This window comes from Candidatus Hydrogenedentota bacterium (assembly GCA_012523015.1).
GTDB lineage: Bacteria > Hydrogenedentota > Hydrogenedentia > Hydrogenedentales > CAITNO01 > JAAYBJ01.
In genome coordinates, this window is sequence record JAAYJI010000262.1 from 16202 (window position 1) to 42415 (window position 26214).

At 48.6% G+C, this 26214-nt stretch carries 19 protein-coding genes and 1 pseudogene; 8 read left to right on the top strand and 12 right to left on the bottom strand.

What is annotated here, in order from left to right:
* Positions 1 to 71: 71 nt before the first annotated feature.
* From GX117_11610 to GX117_11625, 4 genes are all read right to left on the bottom strand, one after another.
* Positions 72 to 1370 (bottom strand): sulfatase-like hydrolase/transferase, encoded by a 1299-nt coding sequence (locus GX117_11610; protein ID NLO33975.1) that lies wholly within the window; start codon positions 1368 to 1370, stop codon positions 72 to 74.
* Complete coding sequence (locus GX117_11615; protein NLO33976.1) at positions 1348 to 1791, bottom strand: hypothetical protein; 444 nt, start codon at positions 1789 to 1791, stop codon at positions 1348 to 1350. Before GX117_11615 ends, GX117_11610 begins: the two co-directional genes overlap by 23 nt.
* A gap of 205 nt (positions 1792 to 1996) precedes the next feature.
* A complete protein-coding gene (locus GX117_11620; protein NLO33977.1) occupies positions 1997 to 2941 on the bottom strand; it encodes a radical SAM protein in 945 nt (314 codons plus the stop codon).
* 48 nt (positions 2942 to 2989) lie between these two features.
* Positions 2990 to 3535 (bottom strand): arginine decarboxylase, pyruvoyl-dependent, encoded by a 546-nt coding sequence (locus GX117_11625; GenBank protein NLO33978.1) that lies wholly within the window; start codon positions 3533 to 3535, stop codon positions 2990 to 2992.
* Positions 3536 to 3890: 355 nt separating this feature from the next.
* On the opposite strand from GX117_11625, the gene GX117_11630 reads away from it, so the two are divergent.
* Together GX117_11630 and GX117_11635 are read left to right on the top strand one after the other, a co-directional pair.
* Complete coding sequence (locus GX117_11630) at positions 3891 to 4868, top strand: DUF1559 domain-containing protein (GenBank protein NLO33979.1); 978 nt, start codon at positions 3891 to 3893, stop codon at positions 4866 to 4868.
* Between the two features lie 28 nt (positions 4869 to 4896).
* Positions 4897 to 5328 carry a hypothetical protein gene (locus GX117_11635; protein ID NLO33980.1) on the top strand — a complete coding sequence of 144 codons (432 nt, stop codon included), beginning with the start codon at positions 4897 to 4899 and terminating at the stop codon, positions 5326 to 5328.
* 17 nt (positions 5329 to 5345) lie between these two features.
* Here GX117_11635 and maf read toward each other — a convergent pair whose 3' ends face one another.
* The gene (maf, locus tag GX117_11640; protein ID NLO33981.1) at positions 5346 to 5954 is read right to left on the bottom strand and encodes a septum formation protein Maf; all 609 of its coding nucleotides are present in this window, start codon (positions 5952 to 5954) and stop codon (positions 5346 to 5348) included.
* 112 nt (positions 5955 to 6066) lie between these two features.
* On the opposite strand from maf, the gene GX117_11645 reads away from it, so the two are divergent.
* The gene (locus GX117_11645; GenBank protein ID NLO33982.1) at positions 6067 to 6225 is read left to right on the top strand and encodes a hypothetical protein; all 159 of its coding nucleotides are present in this window, start codon (positions 6067 to 6069) and stop codon (positions 6223 to 6225) included.
* A 9-nt stretch (positions 6226 to 6234) separates the two neighbouring features.
* On the opposite strand, the gene fumC is transcribed toward GX117_11645, so the two are convergent.
* Complete coding sequence (fumC, locus tag GX117_11650; GenBank protein NLO33983.1) at positions 6235 to 7641, bottom strand: class II fumarate hydratase; 1407 nt, start codon at positions 7639 to 7641, stop codon at positions 6235 to 6237.
* Between the two features lie 115 nt (positions 7642 to 7756).
* Positions 7757 to 9934 (bottom strand): PBP1A family penicillin-binding protein, encoded by a 2178-nt coding sequence (locus GX117_11655; protein NLO33984.1) that lies wholly within the window; start codon positions 9932 to 9934, stop codon positions 7757 to 7759.
* 860 nt (positions 9935 to 10794) lie between these two features.
* Between GX117_11655 and GX117_11660 the strand changes: the two are divergent.
* A pseudogene (locus tag GX117_11660) lies at positions 10795 to 12343 on the top strand (long-chain fatty acid--CoA ligase).
* A 96-nt stretch (positions 12344 to 12439) separates the two neighbouring features.
* Here the strand turns inward: GX117_11660 and GX117_11665 are convergent.
* From GX117_11665 to GX117_11680, 4 genes are all read right to left on the bottom strand, one after another.
* The gene (locus GX117_11665) at positions 12440 to 13903 is read right to left on the bottom strand and encodes a hypothetical protein (protein ID NLO33985.1); all 1464 of its coding nucleotides are present in this window, start codon (positions 13901 to 13903) and stop codon (positions 12440 to 12442) included.
* A 338-nt stretch (positions 13904 to 14241) separates the two neighbouring features.
* Positions 14242 to 15774 carry a long-chain-fatty-acid--CoA ligase gene (locus GX117_11670; GenBank protein NLO33986.1) on the bottom strand — a complete coding sequence of 511 codons (1533 nt, stop codon included), beginning with the start codon at positions 15772 to 15774 and terminating at the stop codon, positions 14242 to 14244.
* Between the two features lie 138 nt (positions 15775 to 15912).
* Entirely contained in the window at positions 15913 to 17712 is a 1800-nt protein-coding gene (locus tag GX117_11675) for a hypothetical protein (protein ID NLO33987.1), read from the bottom strand.
* A gap of 345 nt (positions 17713 to 18057) precedes the next feature.
* Positions 18058 to 19173: an LTA synthase family protein gene (locus GX117_11680; GenBank protein ID NLO33988.1), complete on the bottom strand. Its 1116-nt coding sequence runs from the start codon at positions 19171 to 19173 to the stop codon at positions 18058 to 18060.
* Positions 19174 to 19531: 358 nt separating this feature from the next.
* Between GX117_11680 and GX117_11685 the strand changes: the two genes are divergently transcribed.
* Positions 19532 to 21016: a hypothetical protein gene (locus GX117_11685; GenBank protein ID NLO33989.1), complete on the top strand. Its 1485-nt coding sequence runs from the start codon at positions 19532 to 19534 to the stop codon at positions 21014 to 21016.
* A gap of 118 nt (positions 21017 to 21134) precedes the next feature.
* Positions 21135 to 21533, top strand: a complete 399-nt coding sequence (locus tag GX117_11690; protein NLO33990.1) for a Dabb family protein — start codon at positions 21135 to 21137, stop codon at positions 21531 to 21533.
* 65 nt (positions 21534 to 21598) lie between these two features.
* Here GX117_11690 and GX117_11695 read toward each other — a convergent pair whose 3' ends face one another.
* On the bottom strand, positions 21599 to 22567 hold the full coding sequence (locus GX117_11695) for an NAD-dependent epimerase/dehydratase family protein (protein NLO33991.1): 969 nt from the start codon (positions 22565 to 22567) through the stop codon (positions 21599 to 21601).
* 187 nt (positions 22568 to 22754) lie between these two features.
* Here GX117_11695 and GX117_11700 point away from each other — a divergent pair, with 187 nt between their 5' ends.
* Complete coding sequence (locus GX117_11700; GenBank protein NLO33992.1) at positions 22755 to 25415, top strand: hypothetical protein; 2661 nt, start codon at positions 22755 to 22757, stop codon at positions 25413 to 25415.
* 380 nt (positions 25416 to 25795) lie between these two features.
* Positions 25796 to 26214: aminotransferase class I/II-fold pyridoxal phosphate-dependent enzyme (locus tag GX117_11705; protein ID NLO33993.1), on the top strand; the 419-nt coding region annotated here is incomplete at its 3' end.

A 26214-nucleotide genomic window follows, 5' to 3' on the forward strand; every position in this document is an offset into this window, starting at 1 on the left:
CACTCCTAGACACAAATCCTATCATAGATAGAAGAAATAATGCAAACCCTTATTGAGGCAGCTATTCGGGATTAGTTCAAATACCCAAGAGAGCGCATCATTTCCACGTCCTCTGTATTGAATTCTACTTCTGTAGCGTTGCCCTTAGGATGATGTGTATCCCACCGTTCCAGAAGTTCCTTCAGCTCGGAGGCGACATCCCTTTTCTTCGCGTAAAGATTGCTTCGCTCTTGTGGATCATCAGGCAAAAAGTAAAGCAACATCGGCCCTTGTTGGGGGTGTATAAGCTTCCAGTTGTCTCGGATGACCGCCTGAAATATTGCGCTCGTTTGGGATAGAATCTTTTTTGCGCCCGGAAGTTTCGGAACTGCGCCTCCATAAGTTTCCATAAACCGGGGGCGATCCGCAGGCGGCTGCGCTTCTATCAGATTCATACCCAAGGCATAATCCAAGGGATGGAGTCCCGCCAGTCCCAACAAGGTAGGGCCAACATCCATGGTGGTTACCGCCAGGGAACAGCGCCCCGGCTGAACCTGCTCGGAACAGATCATGAAAGGGACGTGGAGCCCTTCTTGATAGAGATGACGGCCATGACCCAAATATCCATGTTCATGCAGATTCTCGCCGTGATCAGCGACAAAGAGGATCCGGGTATCCTTGGGCAAGGCTGCCAACAATACGCCTATATGATGGTCTGTATAGGCGACTTCAGAGGCGTATTTGATGCGCGTTTGTGTCTTGCGATCCACTTGGCGCAGGCGTCGCTCGCCGGGATTGAATGTACTATGGAAATGGTAGGGGGCGTGGGGATCACTATAATGAATCCACGCGAAAAAAGCCTTGTCTTTAGGACGATTCTCCAGCGCTTCAAGGGCGATACGGGTGACCTCTTCCGCTTCCCGTTCCCCGTTGAAAATACCCCAGCGCCGTTGTTCCAAACGGTCTTCGTAAAAATCAAAGCCGCGATTTAATCCTGATAACCGCGCCCGTAAAGTCCAGTTGCTTTGCACGGCAAAAGTGTAGTAGCCCGCTTTTTTGAAGGTTTCTGTGATGAGCGGCACCTTATCATCGACCCGCATACCATTGCGGATCACACCGGTCATTCGCGGATAGCGAGAGCTCAGCATAGCTGTAAAGGAGGGGGCAGTCAGCGGCATTTCACAGCAGGCATTTTCGAAGAGAAGCGCCTGTTTCGCCAAGGCGTCAATATGGGGCGACGTATTCCATTCACAGCCGTAACAGCCCAAAAAATCGGCACGTAAGGTGTCCACTGACAGCAGGAGTACATTAGGTTGAGCAACAGCGCTCACCGCGGCGAAAACAAAGAGACTAACAAAAAAAAATACATTATGATTGGGGCGGATATTCAATTTTAATTTGAAGTACCTGTTGCAGAGGAATTACACGGCTGTGTTCATCACGAATGGAAATGGGGGCTCCGTGATCGTCGAAGGCGGTGAATTCCAGACGAAATTCTCCGGGCGGGGCTTGGAAAGGTACGTCAACGCGCATGGACCAGACATTATCACCGGCTTTTTCATCGGGTGTTTGCCCGTCATCGCGGAGACGAAAGGTCAAACGCGGATCTTCCAGAACAATACCTTCAATGCGATGCACGATTTTGTGACGATCTTTCACCGTCAACGTAATCACTGCAGATTCCCCCGGGCTCAATAAAGAAGGCTCAATAGAGGCTCGGGTGATTTGGGGTTGTTTTGCCAAGGTGTTACATCCGGTAACAGTAACGGCCATCAACAGAAAAACCATCAAATAAACAAGTGGATTACGCATGGTTTTACCTTTTAGAGAAGCATCGTTCCTATTGTCTTCGATAGATCCTCAATACACCTTTTCAAAGGGATTTTTGGGTCGGGGGCACAGGGCAGTCCTAAAGACAAAAAACACTATGAATTACCCGAATCATTGTAATAAGAGTAATTGATTTTTACGTAACAAATCAAACTTGACCCTCAATCTTGGTTTTATGGGCTGCCATTCAAAGTCCGGCAGCACTGTAGTAGACGCCATCGGCATGAGGGATTTCTTCTATAAGCCCACGATCCACAAGGTGCTGCAAGAGTTTCGTTAGTTCGAGGGGATGAATGCCCAAAGCGGCGGCAATTTCACGGGGTGGGCAGGGTCGCCGTTTTATCATGTTCAATACGGAAAGTTCGTCCGCCTCCGAGTCGGGCTGCTCGTCGCCGGAATGGAAAGGCGCGATAACTTCTGCCCTAGGCTCAAATAATTTGGCGAACGCATGTAATTGCTTAAACGGAACTGCTTTCGCCGAGGACTGGGCAGGGGGGCGTGCAATGGTATTCAACTGAATGCGGTCAGGTCGAATCCTCCGCGCGATTGCTGCTATTTCACGAAGCTGTTCTTCTGCCGTGTTTACGCCATTGATAAGCATCACCTCGAGCCAGATGGTATTGATAAAACTTTCGCGGAAAACAATCAATCCGTCAACCATCTGATCAAAACTGATGCTCGGCGCCGGCCGATCAATTTTTTCAAAAAGAGCTGCATTGCCTGCGTCAAGCGAGGGCAGGACCAAATCAGCATGTTGTAAGGCAGCACGTACTTTTGCATCCCAAAGAAGCGAACCATTCGTAATGACGGCAACCGGGATAGAGGAGAGGGCTTTTATGGCATCTATAATTTGACCGATCCCTGTGTGGAGGGTAGGTTCTCCGGAGGCAGAGACGGTGATGAAATCCTGCGCAGGATGCGTTTCCAAAAAGTCTTTCATTTCCTGTACGAGTGCCTCCACAGGCACATAATTTTTCCGTTCACTTGTTTTTAGGGTCGTTCTGCCCTGTTCACAATACACACAATCGTAGGTGCACGTCTTAAAAGGCATAATATCCAGTCCGAGGGATCTGCCCAAGCGACGGGATAATACGGGGCCAAAAATATAACGATAGCTTTTGGGTGGGCTCATGATTGCTCCATGATGGGCTGCGTAAAAAATCTGAACAGTCCAATTGTTTTAAGGTACCAGAACCGCCGCCGAGATGACCGTTGTCCAGCGTCCATCTTTGTCGCCCAGGGCGGCTTTGGTGATATTGGTTGTACGAATGATTTTGCCGCTAATGCTCCAAATGTCTCGTTTCTCATCCCAGCTTTTGTCCGGGTCAAATTCCAGGCCCAAAACCGTTGCGAGCATTTCCGCGGCAAGGTCTTCTGCATAATCGCCGGCTTTGTCGCCTGTTTCCCCGCAGCTATGGTGTTCAGAGAGATATCCGAATTGCTTTGGATCACGAGGCACTGCGACGCCTATGGAAGCGGCAATCAAACGGCGCGGTTCATTGGTCGCTGATTCGCTTAGTACGACATGCGTAATTTGTCCTGCTTTCATTTCCGCCAGACCCTTTTCCGGTTTGACCAATTTGCAGCCCGGCGGAAAAATACTGGAGACGCGAACCAGATTGAATTGGGCGATGCCGCAATCACGCAATGCCAGTTCGAAACTGGAAAGGCGTTCCCGATGACGTCCAACACCATGGGTTAAAAAAATGCGGGTGGGTACGTACATGGCTTATCTCCTTAGGGAAAAAGTGGAGAACCAATCTATTCCTGAATCTGCTTAAAAACCGCTAACTTAAATCATTGTAAAACATTTTTTCTCTTCAAACAATAAACGCAAAAATAAAAGATTGTTTTTGCATCCTCTTTTGTGTGTTCTACAATTTTCAGAAAAACAGCGATTTACTTTTGGTGAAACATATGGAATTTTGAAAGAGTCAAAACAATAGCAAGCTTGTATGTTTTTAGATTCTGTTTTCCTAAAAGATCACGAATCGGAATCAGTGGAATTTATAAAAGTAAAGCGCATGACGTATTTCATCGCAGCTCATGGAACAGATTAATCTTGATTGGAAGGAAGCATCATGATTTACAGGAAAAAGGGATTTACGCTCATTGAGTTGCTGGTGGTAATAGCAATCATCAGTATATTAGCCTCCATCTTATTGCCGGCTCTTTCCCGTGCCCGTGAAGCGGCTCGCAGGAAAAGTTGTCAAAATAATTTAAAACAATGGGGCATTATTTTTAAGCTCTATGCCGACGAATCAAAAGGGCATAAATATCCGCCCATGCAATTCCGCGCCCATTCCAATTTTTCCGCGGACATTGCCATCGGACCCATGGTCAGTTCTATTTATCCCGACTATTTCAACGATCCTGCCATCGCTGTTTGTCCTTCTGATGCTACCAGTTCCGTAGACGATTTTAAAGATGAAAATGGCGACTGGAATATTTATGACAAACCCGATCGGATCGACACGAGTTATGCGTATCTGGGCTTTTTGCTGGATAAATGCGGAGATAACATGCCGCCTGAAGCGTTTATTGCACTCAATGATCTCATGGGAATGATCCCGCAAGTGTCCAACCGTTTTATCTTGGATGATCCCCATGCTACCGGTCCCTACCAGTTCGTTTCTTTGTTATTGTCCACGGTTCAAGAAGTCTTGACCCGCCGCCTGGCCGGGGAAGATCCCTATGTTGCTTCTTTTCAAGTGGTCGATACGGATAAAGAAGTTGATTCTCTTTCCACTTCAAGCGGGTTGATGCCCATGGGCAACGGCGGCAGTAAAACGATTTATAGATTAAGTGAAGGAATCGAGCGATTTTTAATTACCGATATTAACAATCCGCAAAGCGGGGCTATCGCGCAAAGTCATGTATGGGTCATGTTTGACGCCCTGTCCACCAATGTGCGCTATTTCAACCATGTTCCCGGCGGCTGCAATGTCCTGTATATGGATGGTCATGTTGATTTCCTTTTGTACCCTTCCCGTGAAGCGCCGGTGAATAAGGGAATGGCGTTGTTCTTGGGTACTATGCTGGATCGCAGTCGGGGTTAATATGCCGAAGAATGAGGAGAACAGTATCATGCTTAAGTATAAGCTCTTTGCGGGAGCGATGATTTTGCTCTTGGTTATGGTCTTGGTCGGTTGCGGTCCGTCAGAAGAGGAACGCAAAGCCATGCAAACCTTCAATGACCTCGATGAATTAATCGCTCACGGCGGTTATGTCAAAAAGTTTGAGCGTTTTGAATCACGGCCGGATAAAGTGTTTGTTATTGAGGCGGAAATCGTTGATGCCGACGATGTGCCCTTGGGCCTCTTGCGTTCGGAGCGTGTCGAAGGTTTCGGCACTGCCCGGCCTCGCATTCAATGGTATAAAACACCCGGCGTACGTGAAGAATGGACTCCGCCGCGACGCGGCAACAGGCGCGGTCCCCGGGGCGAAGGCGGCCCGCCGAGACGAGAAGGTCAACGGGGAAGACGCGACGGCGCGGCGCCGAGAGAGGGCGAATCCTAAGCATACACAGGAATCGCTTATAAAAAACGTGCCTTTTCAGGGTTCATATAGTCGAAGAGGGTCATCCCTAATTGGCGCATCAACGTATCCAGACGCACGATGGGCAATCCGAGCACATTGAGATAGCATCCTTCGTAGCGTGAGACCAGCAGACTGCCGGGACCATCCACTGTATACGCGCCGGCACGATCCAGGGGGGAGACTGCCTTCACAAAATGCTCAATCTCCGCCTCGTTCAAAAGCCGAAAACTAACAGCCGTTGTTTCAGAACCTTGTACTTCCTGCCCTGTCGCAGTATCACAAAGTGCGACGCCCGTAATTACCTCGTGAGTTTTTCCCGACAACAGGCTTAGCATGCGCCGTGCATCGTCTAAATCTACAGGCTTAGACAATACTTCATTGCCTAAAAAAACGAGGGTGTCAGCAGCAATGACAAGGGTATCTGCTGCTGCTGTAGACGCCACTGCCGCACATTTACGTTTGGCATTTGTTTTGACAATGTCCTCGGGACATTCACCCACGTCGTTTTCATCTATCATGGGAGCTTGAACCTGATAAGATAGGCCAAGATCGTCTAGGAGCGCACGACGTCGGGGAGAGCCCGAAGCGAGGATAAGGGACTTCATAATAGTGATCCGTATTGAGGCTTTGTAACTTTTCCGTGTATCATATGTATTGTAATCAAAATATAGCTTTCTGCCTTTGAATAAAATTACAATCTCCGAGGAGTTTAAAAAAATGAAACACATTAAAACAACTACGCTACGTTCTGCTCACCCCAAACAGGCGATGAGCACTTCAACCATTTTGACCATCGTCGGTTCCGTGTTTACCGGTATCGGTTCAATCTTGCTGGCTGTCAGTGCTTCTATCGATCCCAAAGTGTTTGAAGATTAAGCGACCCCCCTATTGGTCCGTATCGATCGCTTTGGGGCTAATCATTTCTTCGGGGCGGACGAGTCTGTCAAATTCTTCCCCACCCAATAAACCCAAAGTCACTGCGGCGTCACGCAAACTTATGTTTTCCTCATAGGCGTGTCTGGCGATGGCGGCTGCCTTATCATATCCCAATACACGGTTCAGTGCAGTGACCAGCATGCGCGAGCTGTCCAGATGTTTTTGAATACGCTCTTTGTTGGGTTCTATGCCATCGACACAGCGTATCCGAAGCGATTCCATGGCATCGGCAAGTAAGGTAATGGACTGCAATACGTTGTAAATGAGCACCGGCTTATAGACGTTTAATTCAAGGTTGCCTGATGCGCCGGCAATGGTGACCGTCACATCGTTGCCCATGACTTGCGCCGCCGCCATGGTAAGTGCCTCGCATTGGGTAGGATTAACTTTGCCCGGCATGATCGAGGAGCCCGGTTCATTTTCCGGCAAACACAGTTCACCAATACCGCAGCGCGGACCGCTGGCAAGCCACTGAATGTCATTGGCGATTTTCAAGAGCGACACGGCTGTGGTTTTTAACGCGCCGTGTATCGTGACCAAGGCATCATGGGCGGCAAGGGCTTCAAACTTGTTGGGGGCAGGTATCAAGGGTAAAGCCAGTTCCTCAGCAAGTACTTCAGCCATGCGCTGATCGAAACCTAAAGGTGCGTTTAATCCCGTTCCCACCGCGGTGCCGCCAATGGCAAGTTCGAATAAGGCGGGCAAACATGCCTTGCAACGCTCCCAATTGTTGGTCATTTGCTGTGCATATCCCGAAAATTCTTGACCCAAGGTCAATGGGGTTGCATCCATCAGGTGGGTTCGCCCGATTTTTATAATCTTCTCAAATTCTTGGGCTTTTCCACGCAGGCTTTGACCCAGCAAGTCTAGCTGCGGGATGAATCTGTCCACCAACTGTTTGGCCGCAGCAAGGTGCATGGCTGTCGGGAAAACATCATTCGATGATTGGCTCATGTTTACATGGTCGTTGGGATGAACCGGTGTTTTACTCCCGAGCTCGCCGCCCAGCAATTCGATGGCACGGTTCGCGATGACCTCGTTTACGTTCATATTCGATTGCGTACCGCTGCCGGTCTGCCAAAGGGAGAGCGGGAAAGAGTCGTCCCACTTTCCTGATGATACTTCCCGAGCAGCGATGATGATCGCATTTGAAAGCAATGAAGGTAAAAGCCCCAATTCTTCGTTGACCGCTGCTGCTGTTGCTTTGATCAATGCCAACGCGTGAATAACCTCAAGGGGCATCCGTTCTTTGCCTATAGGGAAATTAACGAGAGCGCGCATGGTTTGTGCGCCAAAATATTGATCTGCAGGAACCTGTATTTCTCCCAAGCTATCTTTTTCTACACGGTGTTTCATGTCGGATACTCCTGTATGCAGTGGGGTCATCACGACCATTCTCCACGAAAGCAGTCGGCGCCTGCGTCTTGGGAGATAAGACAAAAAGCATTGGATCAACAGTCGACCATGGCCGTCACCCTTCTATAGTGTCTGATTCTCCGGATGGGGGCGCTTCCTGGGCAGGCGCAGGCGGCGCAGGCGCATCGGCACCCGCTTCTTGGTTCGTGGGAGAAGGTGGGGGAGGGGGCACATAGGCAGGCGGTGCCGTGCCGGCAATATACGCTTCGCGATAGCTGCCGCCTCGTCTGCCGGTTCTTCGGTCGATAGAGAAAAATTCAATGCCCGGCGGCACTTCAAAGTCTTCTACAGGCAGATCCTGTTCTGCCTCCAGCATAAAATCAACCCAAATGGGGCAAGCCAATCGTCCGCCTGTTACATCGGCACCGCTGCCTAAAGAGCGGTTGTCCCGGTAGCCAACCCAAACCACGGTTGTATAGTCAGCGGTGAAACCACAAAACCAAGCATCGCGGCTCTCATTCGTCGTGCCTGTTTTACCGCCTACAGGACGTTCTAGAACATGGGCGCGCCAGCCGGTAGGATAATAGCCTCCCGTGCGGCAGACTCCTTGCAACATGCTGTTGAGCACATAGGCGACCTTCGGATCCATGGCTTGTTCCGAGCGTGCAAAATCTCGGTAATTATAGCGCTGTATACCATCGGCATCTTGGATGTCGGTCACCAAAATAGGATCGTAACGCATGCCGCCATTAGCAAAGACAGAATAGGCTACACATTGAGTCAGGGGTGTGACCTCACCTGATCCCAAGGCTATCGTAAGTCCCTCAACGTCTGTGGGTACGCCGCAGCGTTGTAAATAGGAGCGGACCATCGATGTGCCCACTTGATCTGCAATCTTCACCGATACAATGTTGATCGATTTTTCTAAGGAGTAGCGTATGGGGACGGCGCCGCTGAATGATCCGCCGAAATTTTTGGGTGTCCACCAGACCCCTGCCGGTGTTCGCCGAGAAAAGGGAGCGTCCACAACGATGGTGGATGGGGTCATTCCTGAAGCGATGCCTGCCGCCCACACGAAAGGTTTCACGCTTGATCCCGGCTGGCGACGTGCCTGCGTGGCGGTATTATATTTTTCAAGTAAAAAATCGCGGCCGCCTACCATGGCGCGTACTTGACCGCGATAGGGAGGCCGGTTATCAATACAGACCAAGGCGCCGGAAACGGGCATGGAATTACCGTCTTTATCTTTGCGGTTTTTACCAAAGCGCATGTCGAAGCTTTCCAGCGCATCCAACATGACACGCTCCGCAATTTCCTGAAGACGCATATCAACCGTGGTATATACTTCAAGTCCGTCACCAAAAACTTGTTCCGATTTATATTGGCTTAAGATGAAACGGCGTACTTCTTCCACGAAGTAGGGAGCTCGGAAACGACCGCGGACGGAATAGTCAATTAATGCACTATCCGGTTCACGCCGTCGTACCGACGCGAGCATATCTTCCTGCAGCGCTTCTTCATATTCGGCTTGGGTGATAAATTTATTTTCCAACATCTGACCCCACACGGTATTGCGACGACTCAACGCGATCTTTGGGTTGTTTTTGGGATTATTGGAATTGGGCCAGCGGCTCACTCCTGCCAAGGTGGCGGCATCGCTCAAGCTTAATTCATAGCAATGTTTTCCGAAATACTGCTGCGCTCCCGTTTCCACGCCATAGGCACTGATCCCAAGGAAAACTTGGTTGAGATAGAGCTCTAAAATCTCATCCTTTGTAAAATCACGTTCCACTTGCAGGGATACCAAAGCCTCACGCAATTTACGCGCATACGTTCGCTCCTGGCCAACTTGCAGATCTTCCACATTGCGAACCACCTGCTGCGTAATGGTACTGCCGCCGCGCATTTTCCCCGTCTGAACCATATATAAAATGGAATTTAAAATGGCATCGGGCCGCACGCCTTTATGCTCGTAGAATAAGCCGTCTTCTGTGGCGATAAAGGCTTTTTGCACAAAGAGAGGAATATCATTCAGGCGTACCAGATGCCGTTCTTCCATTGAGAATTCGCCGATTAATTGACCGTCGCTGCTATAAATTCGAGTGCCCACTTTAGGCCGAAAGTCGGCCAATACCTGGGAAACATTATGGCGTGTATCATTAATCAGCCAGACAAACCAGCCCAGTCCAATGCCCCACAAGGCGGCAACGACGAGCATAATCGTCATGAATATACCAAGACAGCCCCGGCGCTTTACTTCGGGTACAGATTCTGTAGAAATTTCTTTATTCATTGGCTTAGCTTATCATGCAATCCTTTGAATTGACAAATAATTGAAGGTTAAAAAGGTAGTATGACAATCAAAAAAATGTTGCCCGCAGTCGTGTGTGCATGACTTGTTTGCCCACGCTTCTCTATAGTCTAAAAATATTGAGCAAGGCGCCAACCCTTACGCCAAGATAAGTCCATAAGAGCATATAATATGCTGTCATGGTAAGGCAAAGAAGAACAAGAATCGCAGATCAAGCGTGGCGGCGTATGAGGGATGATTCATCGACCCGGAAGCGGTTCCATCAGAAAAAAAGAACCGTAGTCATTTGGAAATCTTGGCGCTTTTGGGATCATTATTATCGAGAAGAATCATTGAGTCGTGACATCTAAGTCGCCTTCCTTGCTTGACCAAAGAATCATCACGTTCCGAGTCGCTTTAGTCATGAACTCAGGCTGGCGCGTTATTGTTCATAAAAAAACTGCCTTTCAACGCATAATTCGAAGACGACTATATCCTATTTCCCATCCGATATTCATCATTTTTAGCTCAGCGAAGAATTGAATGTCAAGACTTCAGTCCACCTCCAAAAGCGTGTGTCATAGGGATCTTACCGGAGATTCCATGAAAGCTCTGGCGACCTTTCCATTTCTAACACCTACGCCTAAAAGGCTTTCTGTGACCTACGCAAAGGTTCGTTATTGAATAGACTCGTTGTAAAAAATGACAGAAAGGGTTATATTATGATCTGTGGTGTAGATGAAGAACTGTTTTAAAATCTTATTATGACTTGCGGAATTAAGTCAGAAGAAGATACACTTGATCACGCAATGAATGGGTTTCGATAAAGACAAGTGTTAACACAATAATGGAAGGAGTAGCGTATGTTGAATCTTGCCCACTATCTTGATGTCGTTGCCAATCGTTATCCCAACAATACAGGCGTCATTTTGGATGACGTCCGTTTATCGTGGCACGATTTGGCTGAGTTTGCCCGTCGTGTCGCAAATGTATTGCAGTCCAAAGGGATCCGTCGCGGGGATACGGTGGCGATGATGATTCCTAATACGCCCCACTTTCCTGCCATCTATTACGGAATCCTCCATGCAGGCGCGGCGGTTGTTCCTGTTAATGTTTTGTACCAGCATCAGGAAATTGAACACTACCTAACTGATTCCGGCGCGAAAGCCTTTTTCGCTTTTGAGATGTTTGAAGAGGAAGCGCGTAAAGCTTTTCTGGGCGCGGAATCTTGCAAAGATTTTTTCGTCGTATCAGCGCCCCATGAACTGGGGGATCCTGTGGTGGGAGAAAATTTTACCAAGGCAGTGATGCAGGCAGCGCCTACCTTTGATACAGTCCAAACCATGCCTGATGATACGGCTGTTATCCTCATATACGTCGGGAACAACAGGCGCGCCTAAAGGCTCAGAATTGACTCACTTCAATATGTTTTTAAACGCCTACTATGCCTGTCACCAGATTATGAAGATGAGCGTTTCTGACATCGTTTTGGTCACCTTACCTTTATTTCATTCTTTTGGTCAGACATGCTTAATGAACGCCTCCGTATTGGGCGGCGCGACCATGACCATGGTACCGCGCTTTGAAACACAAAAAGTCTTGCAGGTGATTGCCCGTGATAAGGTGACGATTATCACCATGGTACCCACCATGTATTTCTTCTTGTTGAATACCAATGACGGCGCAACACAAAATTTTGAACAGGTGCGGCTTGCCGTATCCGGTGGCTCCGCCTTGCCGGAAGATACCCACCGGCGCTTTCAAGAACGTTATGGCATCACGATTTTGGAAGGATACGGATTGTCAGAGACTAGCCCCGTAGCGTCCTTTACACAGGAAGGAGAGGACGTACGTGTTGGCTCCATAGGCAAGCCCATTTGGGGCGTGGAAATGCGTATCAAACGCGATGATGGTTCCTTCGGGAATGTTAATGATGTGGGAGAAATTATTATACGGGGTCACAATGTTATGAAACAGTATTTGAACCGCCCCCAAGCGACGCGGGATGCCATAATAGCGGGCTGGTTTCACACAGGCGATGTCGGATACTTCGACGAAGACGGCTTCTTTTATATTGTAGACCGCAAAAAAGATATTATTATCCGAGGAGGCATGAACATTTATCCTCGTGAAATTGAGGAAGTTTTGTACGCCCATCCCAAAGTACTCGAAACTTCTGTGGTTGGTGTTCCCGATCCCGCACGCGGTGAAGAGGTGATGGCTTTCGTTTCCCCTATCGACGGGGAGACGATTATCCCCGAAGAGCTCGTAGAATATCTTCAACAGCGCATTGCAAAATATAAGCTGCCCAAAAAAATTGAGATTATGAAGGAGCTGCCTAAAGGGCCTACCGGAAAAATACTGAAACGGGAATTAAAAGTCATTGCTGCCGGAAAGAAAACGAATCCTTGACTTTTATACGAATCCGATTTTCTATGCAAAACTGCCGGTGAACAACGGGACTTGTTATTCACCGGCAGCCGTATTTTTCAGCAGATACTGTCTAGATTACATGACTTCTTCAATAATTGAGGCGATACCATTAAATCCGGCAGGGGTGGATAACATGATCTCACGCCATGAGCCGTCAATACCCAACGTGAGATTCAGTTGCACTTTAGACAAGTCAAAATTGGCAGGGATTAAATCAGCCAAGGAATCGCTTGCTTTGGAACCGTCAATCGTGAGGAATCCATAGACTCCTTGATTGAGGACTTCTGCATTTATGCCGGATTCGCCTGCTCCCGCATCAACGCGGCCCATGGCGGTTTCAAGTATATTTTTGTCGGGCGTCACAATAAGTGTCTTATCGGCTAAGCCAAGATGCAAGTCGGTATCATCGCTAACGTTGGCATAAACATAGACGTCATTGTCGCCAAATTTATAACTGGGCTCCTCGATTTTCGCCAACATTTTCAAGAGGTTAGGAATGCCTTCACTATTCTTGGCGTTGACCGCAATAATGGCTTCGGGGATCTTTTTGTTTTTCATGCCAGAAAAACTAATCGCCAATTCGTCGTCCAACATGCCGGAAGCGATACGAAGATAGCCGCCTGCTTGCCGGAAATCTTCATTTTTCATCAAGGTCATGGAGATGACATTGATAAGCTCGGGAGTCAGACGTAAGTTTAAGGCTACCGGCGCTTGAGGATCCAAAAATTCATTCAATTTTAAAGGTGCCGGTGCGGTCAAAGGCGCATCGCTCATATCGTGGGCTGCCAAGCGGACATAGGCTTTGCCCGCCTTTTCTCCAATGGCAACTAACACTTCATCGGAGAATTCTTTTAACGTATCCATCAGGGGCTGGAACATTCCCAAAGCGGCGATATCGGTTAGCAGACCGCTTTCTTCGATAATGTCAAATCGGGTCAAAGCGACCACTTCGTCTTTGTTGCCTTCTTTACCATACTTGACCACGGCGGGATTACTGGTGCGCGTTGCCAATTGTTCAACCAGCTCTTTGTTGGAGGCAAGGAAAAATTTGTTGTCCCGTAAAAAGAAACTAATTTTTTGATCGGGACTGTAGTGCCCGCTAATGTCGTTGGGCAAGGCGATTTCTTCGCCCATGCCGCCAAGAAGGAAAGACAAGGTTTCATTGAGCGCATCGGCATCATCAATGGTCAAGACCACAGCACCTGCTACATCGTCATCGTTTTTATAGTGCAGAAAAGCGACGGCGGGGGCGTTGACATTCACACCGCATTTGGCAAGTCCTTCAGATAAAGTATCACTGCCGAGCATAGTGGCGACGGTCGAAACACGCTCAACATAGGGCAGAGGAAGATCAAGAATCGGACTTGCATTTTTTTCCACGTCAGCAATGCTTGGAAAGCCTAAAGCCAATTGCGTTCCGGCAGGTTGGAAGGCTAATAATTCATTAATGGTGACGGCTTGGGCAGTAACTGCGCCTGCCACGATCATAAGCCCTAAAAGCCAAACAACGTGCTTTCGATTATTCAAGATTTTTCCCATGTTGTTTTCTCCAATTGGTTGTTTTGTTTGTGCTGTGGTTGGGGACAGGGTCCCTTTTTCCCACCGACGGTTTCACAGTAAATGAAAGGGAATCTCCGGTCGAAATCCCCAATGACTGTATATAAGACGCTTTGTAATCCTTTTCGGTGTCATTATTTTACGCCAAGATTTATGATCGCTAAAGACGATATGAAATGTCGACCCGAAAATTATTCTTGAAGTATAAAACCCATTCACGGCTGGCTTTTTTTTATACCGAGACCTGCCGAAGGTTGCTTTGCTTGTTGCCTGTTACGCTAGGAAGAAGCTCCAAAATCAACGGATGACCTATTCAATTCTTATTTGCGGCGTTTGATCGCAATGTCATTAAATTGTTCTGCCAATTCGTGTTTGCGCACCTTACCGATGGCTGTTTTGGGCAAAATGTCAAGGAAACGTACAAAGCGCGGGCATTTGTAGGCGGCAAGTCGTTGCTTACAATAGGAAATAACTTCTTTTTCTTCCAAATTGTGGTCGGGGTTGAGTTGAATCACGGCAAGCACTTCCTGACCCCAAGTGGGTTCATCCACGCCGATGACAGCAACGTCTGCCACTTGCGGCATCGCGGCGATGATTTGTTCGACCTGTGCCGAATAGATGTTCATGCCGCCGCGAATGATCATGTCTTTCACACGATCCACAATATAGAGGTAGCCTTCGCTGTCGAAACGTCCCAGATCACCGGTTTTCAGCCAGCCATCTTTGAGCACTTCCGCCGTTGCTTCCGGATTCTTGTAATAGCCTTTCATGACCGTTGGCCCGGAAATTAAAATTTCGCCTACTTCTCCCGTGGGTACATCTTTCCCTTCTTTATCCACGATTCGTATGGTCGTATAGCGCAGCGCCGGTCCGCAAGAATTCCAGCGTATGGGATCTTCGTGGTCGGCAACAGCGCTGGCGCAGGTAGCCTCACTTAATCCATATCCCATAGTCAACGGTTTATTAAATACGCGCATCACTTCATCATAGATGGCTTTGGTCATCGGAGCGGCGCCGGACACCCAGAAGCGGATAGACTTTACATCTTCTGCGCAGGCTTTAGGCAGACGCGTCAATATTCCATAAACAGTGGGTACAGCGCTCATGGTTGTGATGCCATGCTCTTTGATTTGGTGGAGAATTCCGAAAGGATTAAAGGCTCCGCCAACCAAAACGATAGACGCTGGGATCAGCATGGGCGTCAGGATAGAGACAACTTGTGCGTTGACATGAAAGAGGGGGAGGAGACACAAAAATTTGTCTGCATTCGAAAGGCGATTCGACCGAGAAATGGCGCGAGCATCCCAGAGGTAATTGCCATGGGTTAAGATGACACCCTTAGGTTTGCCTGTCGTACCCGACGTATAGATCAACGCAGCATCGCTCTGTTCATCTACCACAATCGCCGGTATTTCTTTTTCTTGCAACAAAGAATCGAAAGGAAGGGTGTTTGCGTCTTCAGAGTCACCTACCACATAGATGAATTCGATCTGTGGGATTTTGCTTTTCACATCGCCCATTTGAGCAAGTGTTTCGGCCCGTACCACAAGAGCCCGTGCTTCAGAATGGCCAATGACATAGCTATATTCTTCTTGGGTTAATGCGGGATTAATCGGCACCATGATCGCGCCGATACGCCCAAAGCCAAGAAAACAATAAAGATATTCCAAACAGTTATCCATCATAATGGCGATTTTATCGCCTTCGCGGATACCTGCGGCTTTCAAATTGGCTGCTACACTACCGGCCCGTTCATACATAGACTGGTAGGTAATTTCTTCAGCACCATAAATAATCATGACCCGGTCAGGTGCCTGCCGGGCCTGTTCCTCCAATAACAAAGGTATTGTCATAATATTTTTCCTGCTCGAACGAACAAGGGAAGCTTCCTGCCTTATGGCATACATTTTAAAGTATATCCTACTATAACCGAGTTCTTCAAGATAAGTTTATTCACCAGGATGGCTAAGGTAACCGATTCCTCTAAATACTTAACGGGCACTGAATTTCAATTGACCCAGTGCGCCAAAGTCGGCGTGATACAGACCTGCCCGGGCCTTGTTAATTTTTCCGAGCGCGCCATTAGAGATGATCTGCCCTGCTTCAATAACATAGGATTGGGCAATCAAATGGTTCACCGTTTTCAGCAAGGTGAGCCATTGCCCGTGGGCGGTCATGTCGCCTCGCGCCTCATTAATCACAGAGGAATCCAAGCTGAGCTGAATCGCTACGGCATCAGGATCAATGGTGTTGGGATCATGTTTCGGCCCTACAAGCATGGTTTTTCCGTTTATGTTCCAAGCCACGAGGTCAATTTCTGTCGTTGGCCCATAGGTTTCCACCGCTGCTCCCGGCAATTCAATGACAGCGGAGATAGCCGACACATAATCGCGCAGCTTGTCGACAGAATCAACGGTTTCACGAATGGTTTTGCCAAAATGATATCCGATTTCTGTTTCGATGTGGCGCGGCGCTCCGTCTTCCAAATCCAACACAAATTCCCGTGTGGGATCATAGTCCACTGCATCGGGTATAACGGCAACAAGCGGGTGGAGGTCATCGTCTGCCGACACGCCTGCCGCTTTGTAACCGGCAAGCTTTTCAAGACCGCAAAGTCTTTCGACAAAAAGACGTTGAATGGCGTAGGCATCGTCCCAGCCTGCTTCGGGATGTACCGCGCTCAAGGGCGGCATGGGATGATTGCGTTTCCACGCGTCCGTCAGTTGTGCGGCAAAGACGCGATTTCGCAAAGTGGTTGCATCGTTAGTTTTTGCGTCAAACCATGCCGCGTCTTTGATCGGTACACCGTCGCTGTTCGCGGCGATAGGCAGATGGGCATCACGCAATTCGTTGACTTGTTCACGGCTGCGGAGCCGATACTCCCGGAGCATTTCGATGTTATGACGCCTGCACAGGTCACGAACACGGATGCCTGGTTGAAGCGCCCGAAGCATGTACCAGCCTTCAGGATGCCAGTCTCGTTCCATGGTTATTTCTTGAGGATAACGCTCCAGCAGTGCCGCCACCTTATCCCGATTATAATCCTTATGAACTAGGCTGCGGTCAAGATCTAAGGTGGCGATATTTAGCTTGTCCAAAGGAACTGTATCCGGGGGAATAGGCTCCCCTGTCATATCGTAAAAATCGCCGTCGCCTACGGACACGACGTAGTAAGCGTGAATGCCTGCATAGGCGCTCAGGGGAAAGCCTCCGCCGAAGGCGCTGGGCCAAAATACGATTTCCGCGCCTTTGTTCGAAGCTTCCAGCCACAATTCCGGAAAATTAAGGTCGAAACAATTTAACAGGGCGATACGCCCAAAATCCGTATCGAAATAGGGAACCCGCGCTTCGCCGCTATAGGCATTTTCAGTCCATACCACGAATATTTTTCGGTATTGCCCCGCAATGTCGCCTTGACGATCAATCAACACAGCTGTGTTGTAATGGCTTTGCTCGTGTACTTCAAGGAGCGGACAGATCACATACATACCGTATTCTTTTGCCAAAGCGGCGACGACCTCCGTCGTCGGTCCGGGGATGGTTTCGGGAGCGCCTCCGCTAAACTCTTCGGGCAAACAAACAATATCTGCGCCTGCCTTGCCTGCAGCATGGAGGTACTGCGTTGCCATTTCCATCTTTTCCGTGTAAGCGCCGTGATACCCAATCGCGGCGGCGGCGACCTTTACGGGACGGCCAATCAGTGCCTCTTCCCCTGAAGCAAAGGCGGCAGCTGAAAGAAAGTGTACCGTCATGATGAAGAGCAATAGTTTTGAACAATGAAAGAGCTTCATATACATTCCAATCTTAATGATTTGCTTGAATGGCTTATTACGCGTTTTATCCACTGCAAGACCAAGAAATGCGGAACTAGGGTATTGCCGCCATACGTTGAAACAGCCCTTGTGTACACAAACTTAATTAGCGAGGCGGACAATGTGTGAATAAAATACTAGCGTATTTTTAAAATACAGTCAAGACCTTATAGAAGAGATTCGCTTCTATTTTTCGGAATTTCTCTCTTTAGTCTGCGCAAAAATTTTACATGCAAAAGAAGTGAACCGGCGGAAGCATTTTCGACTTCAACCGGTTCACCTATTGTTAAACAAAAGAAATAACTTTAAAGGGGAGGACTAGAGTTATTTGATCCCGATGACGTCTTCAATGGCTTTGCCTGCTTGCGGTACATCAGCGCAATAGTCTTCTCCCAAAAGTGCGGCCAATGTGGCGGCAATGCGATTTAATGAAACGGGGTCACAATCTGTGCGTTCGCCCAAAGCTTCGGTATCAGGTCCCATGAAGGCCAAGAAAATATCTTCAGAACCTCGGATATCTTCTCCATGGCTGCGCCATTCAATGCGGCCATTGCCGCGCCCATGATCACAGCAAAAAATAAGGGTGGTCTTGTCTTTGTATTGGGGCAAGGATTGGGCTGTTTCCCAAATAATTTTTAACGCGTTATCAGCGTGCAGAGCGGCTTCAAGATACAGATCATAACGATCGGCGTGACCCCACTCATCGGTTTCGCCAAAGGAGAGATAGAACACTTTGGGTTGGTGTACTTTAAAGTATTCGTAGGCGGTTTCGAAGGTCAAAACATCGAAGGGTTCACCTTGCCACCGACGAATCACCTCGTTTTTCATACGATTGAGTGATTCTAAGACGGGCGTCAAGGGTACTTCTGTAAGCGGTTCATAGCCGGCGTTCACGAGGAGACCGCTGCGGTCGCGGTTTAATATATAAGGGAAGAGATCCCATGCCGCAAAGGCGGCTACTTTGCCGTGATAGGCCTCTTTGTTGTGCAGCCATTCCAGAACATTAATATTTGGATTGGGGATCTTAGCATTGCTGTTAATCTTGGGATCAACAAATCCGCTGAAGAGCTCCGAATAACAAGGACACGAAAAGTTAAGTCCATTGGTCAGCTGTGCGATGCTGCCCTTATCTTTGTTCCCGAAGAGTTGGCCCTCTTTCACAATAACTTGCCATAAAAAGGGCATGAGCGCTTCACGTCTGGCTTCCGGTGTTGGGCGCCAATAGGCTTGACGGAGACGGTCATTTGCGTCCAACTTGCCTCTCGGATCTAAGAGGGCTTCTTCCGCACCGGTAAAGACCTCTTGCCACCGCAGTCCATCTACCATCACAAAAATAATGTTTTCTGTTTTGAGCTCTACTTGATCCGCCGCCCAAGAGACGCCTTGTACAAGCAGCGCCAGCGCCATCATTACCACGAATAGTTTCGGAATTTTAGACATGGTTGTACGTTCCTTTCATTTGGTTGGGTGCAATCTAATGCCGCCCTTTTCTAACATCGGCATTAAAATAATCTAGATTTTCATTGTTTCAAATTTTGTCGGTCTATTTCCACCATTAAAATGTTTGCATAAAAAATGAAGCCTCTACAGGCTTCATAATGCGCCGCTGGGGGCGGCAAACCCAGTAAGACCGCGCTCCCAATTAATCTTCTTGTAATGGTTGCAAAGAATGGATCACCTTTGATAGGTTTAACGTATCCATATAGGCTTTCGATCACCGTTTTTCTAGAAAGAAAAAAGACGTAGCGATCTCAATAAAAAGAATATGTTAATTACAATTCATTTGGAGGAAAAGGCGATGAAACTCAAGGCGTCTCAAAAAGAGTATTCTAATCCGTTGAAAGGGCAAGTGCATCACTTGTGTCGAATGATCTTTCCTGTCTTGTTGGTCGGTATCGTTGTTGTTGCCTCGGGAACACACATGGCGCTAGCGGATGTTGATGCACCCTTAAAACCTTGGGTAGAAAACCCCTTTTACTGGAGCTGGAACGATAAACCCATTTTGTTGTTGGGAGGCAGCGATGATGACAATCTGTTTCAGTGGCCCGAAGCAAAACTCATCCCTCAATTAGATCGACTGGCCGAAGCGGGCGGTAACGTGATCCGTAATACCATGAGCGATCGAAAAGACGGGGAATGGGAAATTTACGCCTACAAACAATTGGAGAATGGCAGCTATGATTTGATGCAGTGGAACGATGCCTATTGGGATCGCTTCGAGTGCATGCTTCGCGAAACGGCCGCGCGCTCCATTTTTGTACAGATTGAAGTCTGGGACCGCTTTGACTTTACCGATAGCGGCAACAGCAACCGCTGGAAAATTCATCCCTACAATCCGACCAACAATATTAACTATACCGGTGAAGAATCGGGACTGGACGACCACTATCCCGATCATCCCGGCCGAAACAGACAGCCCTTTTTCTTTACCACCCCTGAGCAGCAAAACAATACCGTATTGCTTCCTTATCAACAACGTTTTGTCGAAAAAATGTTGGAGCATTCGTTGAAATATGATCATGTCCTCTACTGCATGGATAATGAGACCAACGGCGACGAAGCATGGGGTCAGTACTGGGCAAAATTCATAAGAGAACGTGCAGAAAAAGCGGGGAAACGGGTTTATCTCACCGAAATGTGGGACAAATGGGATTTGACATCCTCCATGCACAAACGCACTTTCGACCACCCAGAATTATATGATTTTGTTGATGTCTCCCAGAACAACCATAAAACGGGACAGGAACATTGGGATAATTTTTTGCATGTCCGTGAATACTTATCGTCCCTGCCGCGTCCCATGAATACGACCAAAACCTACGGCGCTGACGGCAATAAATTCGGGCATACAGACCAAGACGGTATTGAGCGGTTTTGGAGGCACCTATTGGCAGGCGCTGCGTCTATGCGCTTCCACCGTCCTGACGCGGGGATCGGCTTAAACGATAAAGCAGTGGCCGCGATTCGCGCCGCACGGATGCTCGAATCAAAAATACCCTTATGGACGTTGAAACCTGCCAATGCGTTATTGTCAGACCGCGACGATAACGAAGCCTATGCCGCCGCAGATCCGGGCCGGGCTTATGCCTTGTATTTTCCCGCAGGCGGCGCCGCTGTGAGCTTAGATCTTTCTGCTGCCAAAGGCAAGTTCACCCTGTATTGGATTAATATTGATACGGGCGCTTGGGGCGCAGAACAAAAAGTGAAAGGCGGCAAAAGCATAGCCTTAAATGCGCCTGATGACGGGAACTGGGCGATTGCTTGTGTATCACGCAAAAAATAGCTGCCACCCTTCACAGCTTCTTGTCGATCTCTACAATAATTTGGAGAAGTGGAATCGATCCTTCTTCTTTCACCCTTCCTCGTTATAAGGGAAATGGAGACAGAGCATGCAAATCAATATGAAATACCTAATTTTCTTTTCTACGCTCGTGATTTTTCTTCTTGTTTTTCAAGGTGCGATACGTGCAATACAGACAGAAGAGCTTCCCGCCCAAGTATTGCGTCACGTCGTGTTGTTGAAGTTTAAGGATGACGTGACGGCGGAGCAAGTGCGCTCCATAGAAACGACTTTTTGCCGATTACCCGACGCAACAGGACTCATCCGCGACTTTGAATGGGGAACCAATGTGAGCCCTGAAAATTTGGATCAGGGCTACACCCATTTATTCTTTATGACATTCAATTCCGAGACTGATCGCGACGATTATTTACCGCATCCTGCACATCAAGAATTCGGGCAGTTGCTGACGCCCGTTATAGACAAAGTCGCTGTTTTTGATTATTGGACAAAACCCTGACCGAAGGCTTCAACGGAGAGCGCGCACAGCCTTGCGCGCGGCCGCTGCGCCGTCATCACCAATCCTTATACATCTTGGTGTAAACGGTGTTTGGTGTCTTCGATCACCTTATCGATAATGGTATCCAACGATGTGGTGGCTTTGTAGCCGATGGCGTCGTGAATCTTTTTCAGGCTCGGTTCGCGATAGCGCATATCCTCATAACCGGGGCCATAAGCCTGCTCATAGGGCACATAACGTATATCAGATTTGCTGCCCGTATGCTCAATGATTTTTACTGCCAATTCCTCCATAGTGATGGATTGGTTGTTGCCGATATTAAAGACTTCGCCGCGAATATCCGTGCGTTCCATAAGGGTGATGAGGGCGGGAACCACATCGCCCACATAGGCAAAACAGCGCGATTGTTTGCCATCGCCAAACACTGTTAAAGATTCATTCAGCAAGGCTTGCCGGATGAAAGATGGAATGACCATGCCGTAGCGGCCTGTTTGCCGGGGTCCGACGGTGTTGAATAGACGGGCAATGACAACCGGGTGTCGTTTTTCGCGCCAGTACGCCAGCGCCAAAAATTCATCCAGTGCCTTGGAAGCAGCATAGCACCAGCGGTGGAGATGTGTCGCGCCGATGACACGATCATCATTTTCATGAAAGACCTCCCGCGAGCCTTTACCGTACACTTCACTCGTTGAGGTGATGAGCAGGCGTCTGCGGTAGCGACTTGTTTCCTCCAATACAATTTCCGTGCCTTGGATATTGTTGACGATGGTGCGGATGGGATGGTTCACGACCAGTTGGACGCCCACCGTAGCAGCGAGATGAAAGACCACATCCACTTCCCTGACGAGATCGCGGACAATGTCTTGGTTCAATGTGGAATCAATGACACAGGTGAGATCAGGCAAGGCTTCAATATTTTCGAAACGGCCTGTGCTCAAGTCATCCAGAACAAAAACTTTGTGCCCTTGAGCGTTTAGAGCTTCACACAAATGGGAACCAATGAATCCCGCGCCGCCGGTAACCAATATACGCATAAAAATCTCCTGAACCCTTCTTTCCATAAGAACGGTATGTTTGGGCACAATAATACCTGTTGTAGAATGGTCACGGCAACACCGCGCCGCCAATGTCCGATGAAACCGCCTTTTAAAACCATTAGTCCACTCATGGGAATGTTATATCACGTAAAATAACCGCCAATCTATGGAAGGGTGCTGTATTATGCACAAGCCTTTTTTGATCTTGAGTTGTCTGTTACTGTCTTTTTGTGCCGCCGCCATCGAAAGTGAAAGCCTCTTCCTTGATCAAGGCTGGCGGCTTCAATCAGGCGCGAAGATTGATGAGACAGGTGAAACACTGTCGCTGCCGCATATGGATGTCAACGATTGGTATTCAACGGATATACCGAAAACAGTTCTTGCCGCGCTCGTGGATAAGGGCGTTTATCCTGATCCCTACTTCGGTCAAAATATGAAATCTATCCCCGGCTATCAGGACGGCAGTTGGCTGGTGCAGCGCGAGGACAGCCCCTTCAAATCTTCGTGGTGGTATCGTTGTGAATTTGATTTGCCCGCCGCTCAAGACGCGGAATATTATACGCTCCATTTTGACGGCATCAATTATAAGGCTGTTATTTGGCTCAACGGCAGGAAGATCGCCGATAAAGATGAAGTTGTCGGCATGTTCCGGAGATTCCAGTTCCCCGTAACGGATCAGTTGGTACGGGGCGGCAAAAATGTGCTCGCCGTCGAAATAATCCCGCCCGGCTTGTTGGAAGGGAAGCAGCCGCGAACCAAACAAATTGAAGCGACCACAGGCTGGGATGATCACAACCCGCAGCCGCCTGATATGAATATGGGTATCTGGCAGCCTGTCTATCTGCGGCGGCAAGGACCGGTCACGCTCCAACATCCTTATGTGGAGAGCGATTTGATCCTGCCCGCCCTCCAACAAGCCTCCCTGATCGTGTCGGCTTGGTTATTAAACAACAGTGATGAAGCAATTGCATGTACCGTATCAGGGCGTATTGAAGGCCGAGAGTTTGTCCAGGAAACTGCCCTGGCGCCGTCTGAGAAGAAAGAGCTTATTTTTAGTCCTGCCGATTTCTCCGTCTTGGTCGTAGAAAATCCCCGTGTTTGGTGGCCCCATCCTGCGGGAAATCAGGAACTCTACCAACTTGAGCTTGAAGTCTCCGTTAAAGGAGAACAGTCTGACGCCCTAAAAACTACCTTTGGCATACGAGATTGCAGTACCCACGTCACGGCAGAGGATTGGCGCAAATATCAACTGAATGGAAAGGATATCCTGATTCGGGGCGGTGCTTGGATGACCCAAGACATGCTGCTTAATCTGGATGCGTCGCGCTACGAAGCACTTGTCCGCTACGCTCGAGAAGCTAATTTGAATATGCTCCGTTCCGAGGGTTTTTCTATTCGCGAAACAGAGACCTTTTATGATTTGTGCGATCGTTCCGGTGTCATGGTCACACAACAACTTTTTGGCCGCAATCTTCCCGATGAAGCCTTGGCGATTGCTTGTATCGAAGACACCTTATTGCGCATACGAAACCATCCGAGCCTTGTGCATCTTTTGGGACATGATGAAACTTTCCCGACAGAAAGCTTGGATCGCGCATATAGAGAACTTATAGAAAAGCATCGGATACGGCGCAGTTATCAGCCCCATTCCGGCACCTTCAATATTGGTACACGCGCTAAGACAGGGGGGACTCGGACAGGTACCCGTGAACTGTGGACCTATACCGGCCCATCCCATTACTATTGGATTCAAAAACGCAAGTTTGATTCTGCTTGGGGATTCGCCCAGTCGGGAGGTATCGGCGGCGTGCTCGCGGCGCGGGACAGCATACGGCAGATGCTGCCGGCAAATGACCTCTGGCCTGCAGAAAAGAATGAGAGCTGGTCTTTCCACACGGTAACGCAAGGCATCTCGTATTTTGACGCTGTATTCCGAGCTATGGACCGCGGCTATGGAGCGCCCAAGTCTTTTGATGACTTCTGCAATAAGTTGTATGCCATGAATTATAACAGCGCCCGCGGCATGTTCGAAGCCTACAGCCGCCACAAATACGATGCCTTGGGCATAACAACGTGGAAATATAATGCGGCTTGGCCCGCCGCACTGACATGGCAATATGTGGATTGGTACAAGCGTCCGACTGCCGCTTATTATGGCGCTAAGAAAGCCTGCACGCCCGTGCACGCCCTCTATGCCCACGATGATCAAGGGCTCTATGTTGTCAATAGTCTCTATGATGCGCAACCAAATTTGCCCCTGCACCATGCTTTATATGGTCTCCATGGAAAGAAAGTTACAGAGCGAAGAGATACGGTGTCAGTCGGTGAAGATGGGCGCGTCCGCGCCGCTGTATTGGATTTTCCTGAAGAGGTGGGCGAAACGTTCTTTTTACACCTTCAATTAGAAGATGACCACGGCGCGCCTTTGTCCAACAATTGCTATTGGCTCTCACGAACGCCGGATATACCGGGTAAATCAGGCAGTGGAAAAGACGGTATTTTTTACACAGAACCCAAATCAACGGCAGATTTTACTGCCCTCCAATCCTTGCCCGAAGTAGAGTTAGATACCCGTGTATCCTGTGCGGACGATCAGCTGCGCGTGGAGGTGCAGAATCCTTCGGAGCACATTGCTTTCTTGGCGATTTTCGCAGTGGTGGATCCGGAAACAGCGCTGGAAGCTGCACCCGTATACTGGAGCGATAACTACATTACCTTAATGCCTGGGGAATCACGTGTTCTTCAGGCAGAAACGAAAGGGATGAAGGAGGGAGCCTTCCTGCGTGTGGAGGGCTTCAATATTTCTTCCCAAGAAGTACCTTTGATAAAAGAAGCGGGTGTGTAAACAGGGGGAGACCGGTTCGCATATTTTGAAAAATCCGAGGTGCCGTGATACAGTAACGACATGAATTCGCTGTGGAGAGGCGTTGCTGTGTGTCACGTTTCCCTTGTGTTTTGACCTTCTGAGTGGATACTGTCCCAAGTATCTTCACGCCATGTCAGACCTTCACGATGGGGCACACTGCATCGAGTCCGGGTTTGGAAAGTCCCAATTACATTTCTTTGAGATGAAGCGTGTTTTTTTGTATCTCCACGGTGTGGAATCGGACACTTCGCAACAGCGATAATCAAGGACAGAGAATTTTTAAAATCCCCGGCTAAATCAGTCGGAAAAACAAAAGCTATACTACACAATTACACTCCGATGAGAGGAAAGGTTTGATTATGAATTATTTGGCAGAACGAATGAACGCTATTGATGCCAGTGGTATCCGCAAAATATTTGCACTCGCCGCGAAAATGGAAAACCCCGTCAATCTCAGTATTGGACAGCCTGATTATGATGTGGATCAACTCTGCAAAGATGAGGCATGCCGACAGATCCAAGGCGGCTTTAATTCCTACACGCAGACCTGGGGAATTGATGAGTTGCGTGAGGGAGTATCCGAATATTATGATGCCAGATTTGGCACACCTCTCAAAAATGTCATGATTACCGGCGGCGTTTCCGGCGGACTTTTCCTCGCATTATTGGCGACGATCAATCCCGGCGACGAAGTTATTTTCGCCGACCCTTATTTTGTCATGTATAAGCATTTAGTCAATCTGCTGGGCGGCGTAACCGTTCCTGTCAACACCTATCC

What these genes read in the sequence shown, in the direction of transcription:
- GX117_11615 (NLO33976.1), bottom strand. Translation starts at nt 1,791, where the DNA reads ATGCGTAATCCACTTGTTTATTTGATGGTTTTTCTGTTGATGGCCGTT.
- GX117_11620 (NLO33977.1), bottom strand. Translation starts at nt 2,941, where the DNA reads ATGAGCCCACCCAAAAGCTATCGTTATATTTTTGGCCCCGTATTATCC.
- GX117_11625 (NLO33978.1), bottom strand. Translation starts at nt 3,535, where the DNA reads ATGTACGTACCCACCCGCATTTTTTTAACCCATGGTGTTGGACGTCAT.
- GX117_11630 (NLO33979.1), top strand. Translation starts at nt 3,891, where the DNA reads ATGATTTACAGGAAAAAGGGATTTACGCTCATTGAGTTGCTGGTGGTA.
- GX117_11635 (NLO33980.1), top strand. Translation starts at nt 4,897, where the DNA reads ATGCTTAAGTATAAGCTCTTTGCGGGAGCGATGATTTTGCTCTTGGTT.
- maf (NLO33981.1), bottom strand. Translation starts at nt 5,954, where the DNA reads ATGAAGTCCCTTATCCTCGCTTCGGGCTCTCCCCGACGTCGTGCGCTC.
- GX117_11645 (NLO33982.1), top strand. Translation starts at nt 6,067, where the DNA reads ATGAAACACATTAAAACAACTACGCTACGTTCTGCTCACCCCAAACAG.
- fumC (NLO33983.1), bottom strand. Translation starts at nt 7,641, where the DNA reads ATGAAACACCGTGTAGAAAAAGATAGCTTGGGAGAAATACAGGTTCCT.
- GX117_11655 (NLO33984.1), bottom strand. Translation starts at nt 9,934, where the DNA reads ATGAATAAAGAAATTTCTACAGAATCTGTACCCGAAGTAAAGCGCCGG.
- GX117_11665 (NLO33985.1), bottom strand. Translation starts at nt 13,903, where the DNA reads ATGGGAAAAATCTTGAATAATCGAAAGCACGTTGTTTGGCTTTTAGGG.
- GX117_11670 (NLO33986.1), bottom strand. Translation starts at nt 15,774, where the DNA reads ATGACAATACCTTTGTTATTGGAGGAACAGGCCCGGCAGGCACCTGAC.
- GX117_11675 (NLO33987.1), bottom strand. Translation starts at nt 17,712, where the DNA reads ATGAAGCTCTTTCATTGTTCAAAACTATTGCTCTTCATCATGACGGTA.
- GX117_11680 (NLO33988.1), bottom strand. Translation starts at nt 19,173, where the DNA reads ATGTCTAAAATTCCGAAACTATTCGTGGTAATGATGGCGCTGGCGCTG.
- GX117_11685 (NLO33989.1), top strand. Translation starts at nt 19,532, where the DNA reads ATGAAACTCAAGGCGTCTCAAAAAGAGTATTCTAATCCGTTGAAAGGG.
- GX117_11690 (NLO33990.1), top strand. Translation starts at nt 21,135, where the DNA reads ATGAAATACCTAATTTTCTTTTCTACGCTCGTGATTTTTCTTCTTGTT.
- GX117_11695 (NLO33991.1), bottom strand. Translation starts at nt 22,567, where the DNA reads ATGCGTATATTGGTTACCGGCGGCGCGGGATTCATTGGTTCCCATTTG.
- GX117_11700 (NLO33992.1), top strand. Translation starts at nt 22,755, where the DNA reads ATGCACAAGCCTTTTTTGATCTTGAGTTGTCTGTTACTGTCTTTTTGT.